The following is a 13,477-nucleotide window of genomic DNA, read 5'->3' as shown; positions in this document are numbered from 1 at the left end:
TCGACCTCGGCTTCACCCACCGCGCAGCCACCTTCGGCACCGGCCTTGCGCCGTTCTTTCTGCCGCTGGCCCTCTTCATCGGCGCGCTGATCATTTGGATGCTGCTGTCCGCGTTGCAGACACGACCAATCCTTCACGGACTGAGCACGTTGCGAGTGGTGCTGGCCTCATACGGGGGCGCCCTGCTCGTCGCCGTCTGCCAGGTACTCGTAATGTATGTGGTCGTTCACTTCGGTGTGGGACTGGCTGCGAAACACCCGATAGGTACGGTCGCATTCCTGAGCCTCATCGCAGCGACGTTCGTCGCGTTGATCCAGGCTTTTAACGCTGTCTTTGGCGTGGCGGTCGGCCGGGTCATCGCCCTGGCCTTCCTGATGCTGCAGCTGGTCTCATCGGGCGGCCTCTATCCCGTCGAGACAACGGCTAAGCCCTTTCAGATCCTGCACCCGTTCGATCCGATGACCTACGCGGTCAACGGCCTACGTGAACTAACCGTTGGGGGCATCGACTCCAGGCTGTGGGCGGCGATAGCCGTTCTGCTCACCGTGCTGTGCGCGTCGCTCGGCGCAAGCACGTGGGCGGCAAGCCGAAATCGACAGTTCACCATGAACCGCCTGGACCCACCGATTCGCGTGTGACTTCCGGAGCGTCACACGTATGACGTCGGGTGGCGGCCCTGCAGTCCGCCCTTTGACATCAAGACGACGCATCTCGCTCGATCTGGGGAGGGGCCGCTGGATGCGCCTGGTTGGGTATCCCGACTTTGACGAGCGTCGGAGGAGTTGGGCCCCAAGCTCGTCCCGCGGGGTCAGGACCCACGTCGGCGACGGGACGACAATCGCATCGGAGGTACAACCATGAAGGCCGGCCGGTGACCAGGGATTGGGGCCCGTGGCTCCTGTTTGCCAAAGCACCTGTCCCGCAAGGTCAATTCGAACCCAACTTTTTCGCAAAGGCAGGCTCAGGTATCGGACCGGCGCGTTCGCTCAATCTAGTCTGCGGGAGCATTCTGCCGCTAACGACCCACTGATCAGGAGACCCAATATGACAACTGAGGCTGGCGTGGAGGAAAGAGAGCGCGATTTACTCGCTCAATGCATTGGTGACGCCTACCAGATGCTCGATGTGATACCCGGCGTCGATCCCAACGGTCTTGCCCTCGTGTGGCTTGCCGACCAGTTCCTGCGCTTACGCCGGGGTAGTAGCCCGTCGGCGCATGCGATGGCGCCGTGATCGCCGCGGAGAAACAATCGGGCGGCTCGCAAACCGCAGTCTGCGACGGTCGATTCGGTGGTGAACGTCCAGTACCCACGCCGAGGCGCCGATATTGCTTCGAGCGGTTGACAACCGGGACGTCCTGTCACGGCGTTCACGATGGCGGCAGACGTTCCCATCGAGAGCGACGACGACAGGTGGCGGCGATGGCGCGCCGGCGCCTGCTGCGCGATGACACCAACGACTCGGCCGATAAATGGCCGGGCTCAGTGCTCGCAGATAGCCCTCTCACTCTCGCCTCACCGCACTGCCGCGTCAGAGGGGCCCACCTTCTTCCCACCGAACTTGCGCAGACAACCGGCCGGCTCGCGCCGATTATCAACGGCCGTGTCGCTGCCGTCCTGAGCGTGCCCGGCACACGACAACCCGGCCGCGCGTCGCTAGCTGCGTCGGGGGTGGCTGCCGCGATTTTGCCGTGGTTGGCAGGGCGATGACGGACACGCCCGGTGCGTTCATGCCCGAGTCGATCGGGTACGCGATAAAGTGCCTGGTTCTGGGCAAGCCGCTGGTCAGTGAACAGCTCAAGGCCGAACGCCTGTCCAATCCGGTTGCGTTGGGGGTCCTTTCGCCCGACGCGATCTCGTCGAGCGCGTACGGCACCGAAGAGATCCTGATCGAGCTGCTGCCCTTTGCGGGGCTTGCCGCGTTCACGCTTTTGCTGCCGATTACCGGGGTGATCCTGGTGATTCTCGTCGTGGTCGCCGCGTCCTACAGACAGGTGGTGATGGCCTACACCCGAGCAGGGGGGTCATATGTGGTGGCGCGGGACAACTTCGGTCCCCGGGTGGCGCAGGTCGCGGCGGCGGCCTTGCTGATCGACTACGTGGTCACTGTCGCCGTCCAGGCGGCTGCCGGCACCGTGGCTGTGGTCTCGGCGATTCGCCCGCTTGGGCCCTACAGCCTGGAGGTCACCGTCACGGTGGTGCTGGTGATGTGTTACGCCAACCTGCGCGGGCTTCGCGAGGCCGGGCGGTCGTTTGCGGTGCCGACGTATTTCTTTGTCACCATGATGACGCTGATGATCCTGACCGGCGTTGTCCGGCAACTCGTCTCGCCGCTGCCGGCCTACGATCCGCAGAACATCAGTGGAGTGGTCGCTATTCATCAAGACGGTGGGCTGGTGATGGGTGCGTCGATCTTGGTGTTGTTGCGGGCCTTCGCCAACGGCGGCTCTTCCTTGACCGGTGTCGAGGCTATTTCCAACACCGTGAGTGTCTTCCGGAAACCGCAGGGCCCGAACGCTCGCCGTGTCCTGACGGTGATGGCATGCATCCTTGGGTTCCTCGTGGCCGGGGTGAGTTATCTGACCCACGTCATCCGTGCCGCTCCGTATGCGGCCGGGTACCCGTCGGTGCTCTCCGAGGTGGCGCGCGTGGTCTTCGGCAACGGGCTCGTCGGCCATATGCTCTATGTGCTACTGCAGGTCGCCAGCGCCGCAATCCTCTACACCGGCGCTAATACCAGCTTCAACGGTTTTCCGGCCCTCGCAAACTTCGTGGCCGAGGACAGGTTCCTCCCAAATTGGTTGACCAAACGTGGCCATCGCCTGGTGTTTTCGAACGGCATCATCATGCTGACCGTGCTGTCGATAATCCTGCTCGTGGCCACCGGCGGCACCGTCAACGCATTGGTGCCGTTCTACGCGATTGGGGTGTTCACCGGGTTTGCGATGGCCGGGTATGGCATGAGCAAACACCACCTGAGGCATAAGGCCCCTGGCTGGCGGCGCAACCTGGTGATCAACCTGTCCGCCGGGGTGACCTCCAGCATTGTCGTCGCTATCTTCGCCGTCGCGAAGTTCACCGAGGGTGCGTGGCTGGTCGTAGTGGTCCTCCCGCTGCTGGTGTGGGTGCTGATTCGGCTCAATTGGGAATATCGTGCCGAGGCAGCGATTCTGGAACAGTTCCGCACCAGTCGGCCAGAGCTGGTGAAATACGCCAGGCACCGGGTCCTGGCATTCGTCAACGCGGTGGATCTCGCCGTGCTTGAGGCCCTGCGCTATGGGCGAGGGCTGCGCGCCGACGAGCTGACGGCGGTGCACATCATGATCGACGCGGTGCACGCAGACCGGCTGCGCAAAAACTGGGAGTATTACCAACTGCAGACACCGCTGCGGATCATCGACCGTCCCGATCGGCGACTGATTCGGGCGGCCCAAGAACTGGTGGCTGCAACCCGTGACGAGTTGCCCGATACCAACGTCACAGCGCTGTTGCCCCGGCGCAGCTATGCTCCGCTGCTCGGACGTCTGTTGCATGATCGGACCGCCGACAAAATCGCGCGGGCGGTCAGCCGGATCCAGCACGCAGCCGCCACGATCGTGCCGTACGACGTGCAGTCCGGCATCCGGCAGGCGTTTCCACGAGCTGTAGAGGATCGGATCACCGGACTGGTGGCAAGAGTGGGGGAGCGGATAATTCGGGACGAGCAGCGGCTGATTAACACCTACGAGCTCCCGGAGCCGCCACCGACGGTCATTCCGGTGGCCGGGCTGGTGGCGGGGCGCCGCAGCACCATCGAGGGACGGGTGACAGAGGTTGACCAGATTCATAAACGGGGCAAGACAACGCGCACCGTTGTGATCGCCGATAGCAGCGGCGAACTGCGGGTGAGGTTCTCACCGCCCGCGGGCGCGGATATCCAGCCCGGGCAGCTGGTGCAGATCACCGGCAGGGCGCGCCGATCCGGCAACGGACCCGTGTACATGTCCAACCCGCGCTACCGGATTCTGGAGGCACCCGAACCCGGGCCACAGGAAGCGGACGAGAACCCCATCACTACCGCAACCGCCGATCCGTAAGGCGATATGTCCCGACAGCTCGCGGTGAGCCGTTTGTGGTACCTGATCGTTCGGCTCTGACGGTCGGTGTCAGTGTAGCGTGCGGCAGGGCCGGTCGGATTAAAGCCATGATCGTCGAGCGTGATCACTCCCCGACACGGCGCTGGACCGGATGACCTCTGCGAATAGCCGTTGTTACTCAGCACTTTGGCGATTTCGGGCGCCACTTCGCAGTGGGCTGTTTTCGTCGAGCAGTGTGCGGTGGGGACCAACCATTGCGTCCAGGGCACCCTCCCGGTTGTTGAGGGCGCGCGGCTAGAGGCCCGTCGGGTACGTTTCGGGAATCTCGCCGGCGATCCACTCGCTGGTCAGCTCGAGGGGCTCCAGAGCGCGGGTGTTGTCGATGTGGATCATCGCGTCGAATTGATCGGTGGGCCGCACGTGGTAGTAGTGGCTCTGCCGTTCCGTCGCGGGGAGGTAGACGACCCCGATTGCGCGTGCCAGCCGGACGTCGTCCAGCGGCTCGGCGGAGACACCGTCCCCATCGCGCATGGCCACAAAGAACGAATCGGTGTTCGTTTCGTGGAACACCTCCTCGACGCTGGTGGGCAAGCCCGGTCTAACGGTCTTGCGCTCCGCGATTCCGCCCCATTCGCTGGCCGCGGTCACCGTACCGGTGTAGGTGCTGAACCCAATCAGCCGTGTCTTGTCGCCGTAGAGGTCCCGTGCGAGCTGGCCCAGGGTGATTTGACCGTCCGCGTAGACCTCAGTCGCGCGGGCATCACCGACGTGGGAATTGTGCGCCCACACCACGATTCGGGCGGGTTCGGCATCGTCCTGGTGATCAAGATGCGTCAGCAAGGCATCCAGCGTGTCTGCCATGTGATGGTCGCGAAGGTTCCAGGAGTTGACCCGTCCGCTGAACATCGCGCGGTAGTAGACTTCCGCGTCGCGAACGACCTGTGCATTGCGTTCGGCGTAGAAGGCCTCGTCCTCGGCGAGCAGCCCCTCGCGGCGCGCGTACTCCAGCGAATTCCGCTGAATGTCGAACAGCTGGTCGACAGCCTGCTGCTCGCACGACGGCCCGGCACCGAACGCCGCCGCAAACCCGTAGGCTTGCCCGTCGTCGTCCGCCGATGCGTGGTCGAAGCACGAGTAGCGGTGACGAGCACGCGCCGCGGCTGCCGGGTCTACCGTGTCGAGATAGCCGATGACCTCCTGCATCGACCTGTGCAGGCTATAGAGGTCCAGGCCGTAGAAGCCAGCCTGCCGCCGACGGTCGACTTGTTGATTGCGGTCACGCAGCCAGTCGGCGAAGTCGCGCACCACTGTGTTACGCCACATCCACGTCGGAAAGCGCTCGAATCCGCGTAGCCCTTCCTCGGCGGTAGCGTCGTCACCGATACCACGCACGAAACGGTTGACCCGGTAGGCGTCGGGCCAGTCGGCTTCGGTTGCCACACCACGAAATCCCTTGCTTTGGATCAGCCACCTCGTGATCTCGGCGCGCGCCTGGTAGAACTCGTGGGTGCCGTGAGAGCTCTCGCCGATCAGGACGACCCGGGCGTCTCCGATCAGCTTTTCCAGCACGGCGGGAGGCGGAACGCCGTCGGGAGCGTCGACAGCCACCCGGCGCACCGCATCGGCGGGGCTTTCGACCGCCATCGTTGGCGTGCCCGTTGTCGTTGGAATGGCGAGCAGCTCGCGGACCTCCTCGTCGCTGACTTGGCTGAAGTCCCAATACGACTCGCCGACCGCCAGGAACGGGTGCGGCATGGTTGCGCACACGAAGTCGTCGACGAGTCCGGCGAACTCGCGCCATGTCGATTCGGGAGCCGCCGGCACGGCGATGACGATCTGCGCCGGTTGGGACTCGCGAAGTGCCTCTACCGCCGCCAGCATGCTGGCACCGGTCGCCAGCCCGTCGTCGACGAGGATGACAGTCTTACCGGTGACGTCGACGGGGGGCCGACCGCCGCGGTATGCCGCCTCGCGCCGGATCAGCTCGCGGCCCTCGCGTTCGGCGACTTCACGGAGTTGCTCGGGTGTGATCCGCAGCGCGCGCAGCACGTCGTCGTTGACCACCACACGACCGCCGACGGCCATGGCTCCTACCGCGAATTCATCGTGTCCGGGCGCGCCGAGCTTGCGAACCACGAACGCGTCGAGCGGAGCGCCGAACGCCGCCGCCACCTCCCAGGCCACGGGCATGCCGCCCCGCGGCAACCCGAGGATCACGACGTCGGGCCTGCCGCGGTAAGCGCTCAGCAGCCGGGCTAGCACACGGCCGGCCTCGCGCCGGTCGCGAAAAACGCGCCTTGACGTAGTTGTCGCTTGAGTCATGGTCTAACTCCATTCGGAAACGGCTTCGGATTGTTGTCGGCCGCGATGCCACGCGTTGATCTGCGGGTACCCGGAGATCGGGCAGCATCGATTTCGTTGCCGGGCAGGGTTATTCGGTGGTGGTCTCACGGCGGCGGCACGAGTCCTAAACGGACCAGGCTTCCTGCGGTCGCGAGGAGCGCTTCGTCGATCGGGCCTGGAGTGAAGCCGAGGACGGTCTTGGCCTTGCGGTTGCAGGGACGCAGGGCATCACCGCTCACGGGCGCCGCAATGACCGATTTGGCACCGTTCCAGTCGCGCAGGATGTAGGCGGCTTGCAGCATCGTGATGGGGCCGCCATCGCAGCAGGCAATGAACCGCTCACCGGCCGCGGCGTGATGGGTCATGGCGCGCACATGGATGTCGGCAACGTCGCGCACGTCGGCGACGGGAAAACTGATGTTGGGCATCAGTGCCTGCGGGTCGATAAGCAGAGTCACGATCACGGCCAAAGACGCGGAGATGTCGTCGCTGAGCGTGGGCCCGAACGTGGCGGTTGGGTTGATCACACTGAGTTCGGTGTGCCCACCTTCGTTTTTGATGAAGTCCCAGGCGGCGCGCTCGGCCAGCACCTTGGATTTGACGTAGGCCGTGACGCCTTCGCCGTCGAGGTTGGTCCAGTCGTCCTCGGTGAACTCGCGGTCGACCTTGCCGTGGCCGCGGGCGATCGCGGCGAACGACGATGTGAGTACGACCCGTTTGACGCCTGCGTGCCGCGCGGCGCGCAGGACACGCAGGGTGCCGAGGCCGGCCGGCACGATCACCTTGTTTGCCTCACGGGGCTCATCCGGCGGGAACGGCGAGGCGACGTGAAGCACGTAGTCGCATCCGTCGACCGCCTCGGGCCAGCCGTCGTCGGAGTTGAGGTCGGCGACGGTGACTGTGAGTTTGTCTCCCGGCTCGGCGCCACCGCGCGCCACCATGTCTCGTACATCGGCCTCCCGCGCGCGAGATCGCAGGCTCGTGCGGACGCGATAGCCGGCGTTCAGCAGCGCGACGACGCAGTGCGAACCCACAAAGCCGGAGCCGCCGGTGACGAGCACCTGTCCGCTAGCCATCATGCCCCCAACCGCATTTGGAAGATCCTGCCGCCGACGCGTAGCCGGCACGGTACTTGGATACTGTTCGCAACACCGGTGTACCCGCTTGCGACGGGCTTTATAGTCGACCGATTCTGTTGCGTCCGCTACCGGCCTGGGCGCGTGAAACCGCGGCTTGCGATTCGTCCCGTCAGTACGAGGCGCGGGCGGCCTCGACGGAGCGGTCTTGCGCAGCAGCGAACTTCGGGTAGCCGGGACGGTTCAACTAGCGCAAGCGCGACAGTCGGCGGTCGCCGGCGCCGCGGCCTATCTCGGATGTCAGGTCAGCTCAATGCGCAGGGTTTGCGACTGGCGTGGCCATGCTTCTCGCCCTGCGGAAACGCGGATCTGGTGCCCCACCTCGCTCGGTGAGCCGCGGCGCAATGCTCTGCTACCCCAGCGATAGTTCGCGATAATCATGCCAAGCCGGTTGGCCGATGCAGTCTCTTGAATCTCGCACACCGAGTCAATGTCGCACTGCCATCATCGCCACAGCCGATCAATGTTCCGCGGTGACAACTGGCTGCTCAACGCCCTAGTGCGGAGATGCTGTTGAGATCCCGAGACCCGCTGCTGGTGAAAGCATTCGGGCGTCATAGGTGATGACCGCACGCCAGCCGCCACGCCGCTTCGCCATACCTGACAAACGGTCACCCCCCAGACCCAAAGCGCCCCTTGGTATCTCATGAACTATGCAATGGCAACACCTGGACGGCGTAACCACGCGTCCGCCGCGCGGTGCGGTCCTCGGACCCGAGCACGTCAGCGTTACAGGCGGCCTTACCAACCGGCCGGGGCACCCTCTACAGCTAGAAGTCGATCAACGCCACAGGTTCTCACAAGTGCTCACCAGCCGGCAGGTCGGTGATCGGCCTCCGCGCAAATCAGCCACACGACCGTCAACGGCGCCGATCGATTGCCATTAGGCTCTCAAAGCCGATGTCATATTCTCATCATCTCCGTGTCACGTCGATGGCACATATCACGTGGAAATGAGAGGGATGGACGACTTCGTCACCGTAGCGGCCGCGTGTGGACCCTCAGTTAAAGAGGCGGTGTGGGATAGGCTCGCCGCCCCGGCGCGCAGTGTTTCCGAGGGAGTTTCACCGAACAGCTGACGATATTGACTGGCAAACCTGCCAAGGTGCACGAACCCCCAACGGCCCGCAACCATCGTTACCGTGACCGAGTCCGGAGAGTGAGCGGCGAGTTCTGCGTGCACCCGGTGCAGCCGAAGCCGCCGCAGATAAATCATCGGCGGAGGCTGGCCGCACCGCTCAAACGCCCGCTGCAGGGCTCGTGCGCTGACCCCGGTTGCTAGTGCCAGTTCGCCAGTGCTCCATGGTGTTTCCGGGTGCGCGTGCATCAGATCGATCGCCCGCTTCGCGACAGCTGGGCTCGCCGGGACTTCGCTTTCAGTCAAAGCCTCGGTGTGATTGTGGGGTTGTATCTGCAGCAGGCCCTGGATCAGCAGATGCTGCAGGTTCCCCACGGCGAGCTGGTGGTTGAGAAGCCCACCGGGTTGCCCGACTTGACGGGCCAAGAGCCGGACTAACTGATACCAATCGTTCGCGGCGGTGGTGCTCAGATTGAGCTGCCGGTCAAACGTAATTCGTTTGTGCACAGGGCGATTGAGCATGGCTTCCAGCTGCCGTCGCATCTGTGGTTCAGAAACCTTAAGACAGATCTGACCGCAGTCGCCGGACCAGTCAAGAACGCATGGCGTGCCCGGTGTGAATACCGCGACTGACCCGGTCGTCGTCTTAACAAGCCCCCCGTCACGCCAGCGACTCACAGCCCGGCCGGATAACGGGGCATCGATGTAGTAGGCAGTCACGTCGTCCGCCCGGATACTGATGTCGGCGCCGAAGCCGAGGTAGCCGGCGGTCAACAGCGGAAGCTGCACCGCGTTCATCCGCATGTTCACCGATTTGGTGCCGATCGGAGTCAGCTCGGCCGCCACAAAGACGCGGCCCAAAGCATCGGCCGCCTCATCGACGTCCGTGGTCCGAACCTCAGGCGCCAAGTCGAAGACTAACTCGGTCATTTGTTGCTCCCAGCTTGGATTCAGCGATCGTATCTTTCCGCTCTTATTGAAGCCCCATGCTATTGGCTAGCCATACCGACCCGGATCGCGCCGGCGCAGCGAGAAATGCAACCGTGTACATCTCTACACCGCGCTGCTGGGCAGAAAAGCTGGGTAGCGGTAGTCCCGTCAGAGGCAAGTTAACCGAGTAGGAACTCCGCGACCTTTCGCCCATGCGCATACCTCCGGTTGACGGAAAGCGGACAAGATCGGGACGCTTAGGGGCTATCACACGACTGTATCAGTCCATTTAGCTACAGCTAGGGCCATTACGCATGCAGGGAGGCGACGTGGACAAACCAGGCTATTGAATGGACGACCAGCTGGCTCCTTCCGGATCGAACTGCAATATCTGCCCGGCGACGAAACCGTCGTAATGAAAGCGGCCGGTGACCTGAGGGGCGCCGCCGGCGAGGCTAAAGGTGTGCGATGGTCACGGTGTGGCGGTTCCGAAGGGGGGATCACGGTAAACGGCAGAGCGAAGCAAATGCGTCCGGGATGTCGGTGGCGCGATCGCCGCGGCAAGACGCTGCGTGAGGCCGCTGACGCGCTGGTCGTCAAAACCGGCGACCAAGACAAAGGTCCGGGCCGCATTTGAAACGAGTACTCGAAAGGCAGCTTTGAGAACCGCAGTCGTCTACCGAACGCATGCCAAGGCGTTGAAGACGGAGTTTGAGCAGCCCAACTACGGCGAGCCCGATGAAGTCCAGTTCGAGATGTGCGAATTCACCGACGGCAGGGTGGCGCAACGCTGGCGCGTGGGCGTGCGAAGTTGCGCGTGGTGGGACTCTCTACAAGATCTCTACGCCATTCACATTTACGCGCATCCCGACTACGGCACGCGCGTCGAATGGTCAGATGGCTGCGTCGAGGAAATGTAGCGGACGCTGATGCCACCGCGAACCGCAAGTAAACCGCGGCGCTCCTTGGCCACGGTCGATGTCCCCCGAGGCCGACCCACGCCCGAACAGCAGACGCCGAAAACCCCGCGTGCCAAGAAGGCTTTCACTTCTCATATTCATCGCAGTGGCCGGGCGGCAATGATGGCCTCGAGCACTTCGTTTAGGCGCGTCGCGTCGCCGCTGTGCGCGAGGCGTCGAGTGAGTTGGTGAGTTTGCTTATGAGCTCGGCAGGTACGGGCAAGCTCTGATACGTAATGATTTGCAAAAGAGCATCGATCGCGGTGTATGGCTCGCATGAACCGATAGTGGCGTATTGCTGGGCGCGGTCAGGGTCGGCGAGCATGGGGCTGACCGCGTCTGCTAGTTCCCACGCCAGGTCGGACTCGGCCCGGTCGTCCACTTTCCCATTTTCGTTGACCGGAGCAGTTCGTGCTGTGCAGATCTGAGCGGAGAGGACGAGACCTAAATCACGCTCATTATCGAAAACCGGGGACAGAATGGGCGCTACGTCAGCGCGGCGCCGCCTATTCAGTAGATTTAGTTGATGTCACACAGTTCAGACTTTCAGTGGGCCAACGCATTCGAGTATATCCCGCCAGTAATGATGAACGCATTGGCGTCATCGCCGAAGACTTCGGTTCGTCGGCCGGATACGCGGTCATCATCAGGCACACTATTGATCGTCCTCGCTGTTAAAGGTCCTCAGTGTGTGCGCGGTCGTTGCGGCCGCCCCTTAGCGTTGCTGAGGGGGACTCGCCAAATATTTGGCAGTACTGCTGGGCGAAGCGACCGAAGTGTAAGAAGCCCCAGCCGCTGGCTACCGCGGTTACTGTGACGGACCGCGGATGCGCGTCTAGGAGCTCAGAATGCGCGCGGTGCAGACGCAGGTGGCGAAGGTATGTCATGGGCGGCAGCTCGTCGGAGCGCGCGAAGCCTTTCTGTAATGCCCTGGCGCTGACTCCCACTGTCTGCGCCAGTTTCCCTGTTGTCCATGACGTTTCGGGATGCGCCCGCATCAGCTCGATGGCGCGCATGACTGCTCCCCGCGCCGGCGAGTTTGCGTGCTTGCTAAGAGCGTCAGTGTAGTTGTGCGGCTGCATCAGCATCAGGCCCTGATGAGGAGGTTTTGCAGAGTTTGCATGGCCAGCCCGTTGGCGATGCTCACCGCCGTCAGTGTAGAGGGTTGTCTCGACTGGCGGCCCATAAATCTCGTTACGGTCACGCGAAAAGACGTGTGGATGTGGTCCCCGGGTACGGCAGTTGACGTCGGGGTCAAATCGTCGCGTACCCGCGTTCTTGAGCCGGCCGCGCCTGTATAGAAGCGGTGGTAGCCCCTTGATCATCACTAGGCTCCGAAGTATTGGTGGATTTGGGGATGGCCATCGATCCCTCCCCGACCGCGGATGCGACCGGTTTGACCGATCCGCAGCGCACGTCACCGGGGGCGAAGACGCCGGGCTGGGGTGTCCGGATTGGCGGCCGGGCCGGTCGGCACGAAGCCATGGTCAGGGAGGGCAACGGCGCCGGTCAGCCATGCGGTGTTGGGCACCGCACCGATGAACACGAACACGGCCCGGGTATCGATGTGGCCTCGCTCGCCGGTCCGCAGATCCTCGGTCACTATCGTCTCGAGCGCGCCGTCGCCCTGTACCTCGTGGACCTCGGCGCACACCGCTATCGTCACCGCGTCGTTCTCGATGTGCTTGCGGTACTCGTCGAGGGTGCTGGCACCGATCATGTGTCCAATCCGTACGCGAGGGCCGCGGCCGTGGGTTCGTTGATGATGCGCAACACGTCCAGGCCGGCGATCCGGCCGGCATCCTTGGTGGCGTTGCGCTGGGCGTCGTTGAAGTACGCCGGAACGGTGATCACGGCTTCCTTGACCCGCTCCCCGAGGAACTCACTCGCGTCGTCGACGAGTTTGCGCAGCACGTGCGCGCTGATCTGCTCGGGCGCGTATTGCTTGCCGCGCACCTCGAATCGGGCTGCGCCACCGTCGCCGTCGACGACGTCGAAACTCACCGCCTTGGCTTCCTCCGCTATCTCGTCGAAGCGACGGCCGATGAATCGTTTCGCCGAGTAGATGGTGCCCTTGGGGTTCATGATGGATTGTCGCCTGGCCAGTTGCCCGACCAGGCGCTCCCCGCTCTCGGTGAACGCCACCACCGAGGGCGTCGCGCGAGCGCCCTCGGCGTTGGGAATGACGATCGGCTCACCACCCTGCCAGGCGGCGATCACGGAATTCGTCGTCCCGAGGTCGATCGCCACTGCCGTCGCCATGAGCTACTCGCTTCGGTCACCGCTGCTGAGTAGCTGCACCGCACGATCGGCCACGCCGGCGCCGGCGACGACGTCGTAGCACCGGGGCACCAGCCTGCTGATCGAATGGAAGTCGCGCCGGCCGCGTTGCAACGCGTGCACGAGCAGTCCTAACACGGCGCCCCCGATCGCGCCGAAAATCAATCCGTAGGCGGCCAGCGCCGGCGCGGAGGGCTCGATCCAGTTGAACAAGCCGACGATCCAGCCGATCAGCGCTCCCACCAGACCACCTGGGGTTGCGCCGCGCAGCGCCGCCAGGCCGTAGTTCATGTGCCCGGTGACCTGCCCGACTAACTCCGGATCTCGGCCGACGATCGCCAGCCGGTTCACCGGGAACTGCTGATCGGCGAGGTAGTCCACTGTGCGTTCGGCGTCGGCATAGTTATCGAAGGTGGCGATGGCCTGGCGGGCCGGCGCGTCCGGCGGCACCGCCGAGGCCATCGCGTCCGGCTGTTGAACCATCGTGATACCTATGCGTTAACCGACTCGCGCTGACCGGAATCCGTTTGGACGGACTGCCGACCCTCATCGGAACTGCCGATCTCGACCTTGCGGGGCTTGCTTGCCTCCGAGACGGGAATGGTCAAGGTGAGCACACCCCGCTCGCACGCGGCGCTGAGTTTGGTCGGATCTAGGTTGTCACCGAGAAACAGTT

At 63.8% G+C, this 13,477-nt stretch carries 12 protein-coding genes and 1 pseudogene; 4 read left to right on the top strand and 9 right to left on the bottom strand.

Annotated elements, in window-relative coordinates; genetic code table 11:
- The 3 genes from JWP83_RS00750 to JWP83_RS00740 form a co-directional block, all read left to right on the top strand.
- A partial coding sequence (locus JWP83_RS00750) for a YhgE/Pip family protein (protein WP_297724670.1) occupies positions 1–638 on the top strand: 638 nt, incomplete at its 5' end.
- Positions 639–1,044: 406 nt separating this feature from the next.
- Entirely contained in the window at positions 1,045–1,233 is a 189-nt protein-coding gene (locus tag JWP83_RS00745) for a hypothetical protein (protein ID WP_297724667.1), read from the top strand.
- Positions 1,234–1,705: 472 nt separating this feature from the next.
- Positions 1,706–4,075 carry an APC family permease gene (locus JWP83_RS00740; RefSeq protein ID WP_297724665.1) on the top strand — a complete coding sequence of 790 codons (2,370 nt, stop codon included), beginning with the start codon at positions 1,706–1,708 and terminating at the stop codon, positions 4,073–4,075.
- 294 nt (positions 4,076–4,369) lie between these two features.
- Here the strand turns inward: JWP83_RS00740 and JWP83_RS00735 are convergent, their stop codons facing one another.
- The 3 genes from JWP83_RS00735 to JWP83_RS00725 form a co-directional block, all read right to left on the bottom strand.
- Positions 4,370–6,397, bottom strand: a complete 2,028-nt coding sequence (locus JWP83_RS00735) for an erythromycin esterase family protein (RefSeq protein WP_297724663.1) — start codon at positions 6,395–6,397, stop codon at positions 4,370–4,372.
- Between the two features lie 125 nt (positions 6,398–6,522).
- Complete coding sequence (locus JWP83_RS00730) at positions 6,523–7,479, bottom strand: aldehyde reductase (RefSeq protein WP_297724661.1); 957 nt, start codon at positions 7,477–7,479, stop codon at positions 6,523–6,525.
- 1,018 nt (positions 7,480–8,497) lie between these two features.
- Positions 8,498–9,562, bottom strand: a complete 1,065-nt coding sequence (locus JWP83_RS00725) for an AraC family transcriptional regulator (RefSeq protein WP_297724659.1) — start codon at positions 9,560–9,562, stop codon at positions 8,498–8,500.
- A 659-nt stretch (positions 9,563–10,221) separates the two neighbouring features.
- Between JWP83_RS00725 and JWP83_RS00720 the strand changes: the two genes are divergently transcribed.
- Positions 10,222–10,482, top strand: a complete 261-nt coding sequence (locus JWP83_RS00720; RefSeq protein ID WP_297724657.1) for a hypothetical protein — start codon at positions 10,222–10,224, stop codon at positions 10,480–10,482.
- Between the two features lie 181 nt (positions 10,483–10,663).
- Here the strand turns inward: JWP83_RS00720 and JWP83_RS00715 are convergent, their stop codons facing one another.
- The 6 genes and pseudogenes from JWP83_RS00715 to JWP83_RS00695 all read right to left on the bottom strand — a co-directional run.
- Complete coding sequence (locus JWP83_RS00715) at positions 10,664–10,903, bottom strand: hypothetical protein (protein WP_297724655.1); 240 nt, start codon at positions 10,901–10,903, stop codon at positions 10,664–10,666.
- A gap of 292 nt (positions 10,904–11,195) precedes the next feature.
- The gene (locus JWP83_RS31095; RefSeq protein WP_367185560.1) at positions 11,196–11,519 is read right to left on the bottom strand and encodes a helix-turn-helix transcriptional regulator; all 324 of its coding nucleotides are present in this window, start codon (positions 11,517–11,519) and stop codon (positions 11,196–11,198) included.
- 419 nt (positions 11,520–11,938) lie between these two features.
- Positions 11,939–12,241 (bottom strand): hypothetical protein, encoded by a 303-nt coding sequence (locus tag JWP83_RS00710; protein ID WP_297724652.1) that lies wholly within the window; start codon positions 12,239–12,241, stop codon positions 11,939–11,941.
- Between the two features lie 2 nt (positions 12,242–12,243).
- Positions 12,244–12,783 (bottom strand): annotated as a pseudogene (locus JWP83_RS00705) (Hsp70 family protein); the annotation flags it as partial.
- A gap of 3 nt (positions 12,784–12,786) precedes the next feature.
- Positions 12,787–13,263 (bottom strand): general stress protein, encoded by a 477-nt coding sequence (locus JWP83_RS00700; protein ID WP_297724673.1) that lies wholly within the window; start codon positions 13,261–13,263, stop codon positions 12,787–12,789.
- Between the two features lie 29 nt (positions 13,264–13,292).
- Positions 13,293–13,477: Hsp20 family protein (locus JWP83_RS00695; protein ID WP_297724649.1), on the bottom strand; the 185-nt coding region annotated here is incomplete at its 5' end.

Source organism: Mycobacterium sp. (genome assembly GCF_025965855.1).
In the GTDB taxonomy this organism is placed as follows: domain Bacteria; phylum Actinomycetota; class Actinomycetes; order Mycobacteriales; family Mycobacteriaceae; genus Mycobacterium.
The sequence above is the reverse complement of the archived record's forward strand: the minus strand, read 5'-3'. Positions and strand labels throughout refer to the sequence as shown.

What these genes read in the sequence shown, in the direction of transcription:
- JWP83_RS00700 (WP_297724673.1), bottom strand. Translation starts at nt 13,263, where the DNA reads ATGGCCTCGGCGGTGCCGCCGGACGCGCCGGCCCGCCAGGCCATCGCC.
- JWP83_RS00740 (WP_297724665.1), top strand. Translation starts at nt 1,706, where the DNA reads ATGACGGACACGCCCGGTGCGTTCATGCCCGAGTCGATCGGGTACGCG.
- JWP83_RS31095 (WP_367185560.1), bottom strand. Translation starts at nt 11,519, where the DNA reads ATGCGGGCGCATCCCGAAACGTCATGGACAACAGGGAAACTGGCGCAG.
- JWP83_RS00725 (WP_297724659.1), bottom strand. Translation starts at nt 9,562, where the DNA reads ATGACCGAGTTAGTCTTCGACTTGGCGCCTGAGGTTCGGACCACGGAC.
- JWP83_RS00745 (WP_297724667.1), top strand. Translation starts at nt 1,045, where the DNA reads ATGACAACTGAGGCTGGCGTGGAGGAAAGAGAGCGCGATTTACTCGCT.
- JWP83_RS00710 (WP_297724652.1), bottom strand. Translation starts at nt 12,241, where the DNA reads ATGATCGGTGCCAGCACCCTCGACGAGTACCGCAAGCACATCGAGAAC.
- JWP83_RS00735 (WP_297724663.1), bottom strand. Translation starts at nt 6,397, where the DNA reads ATGACTCAAGCGACAACTACGTCAAGGCGCGTTTTTCGCGACCGGCGC.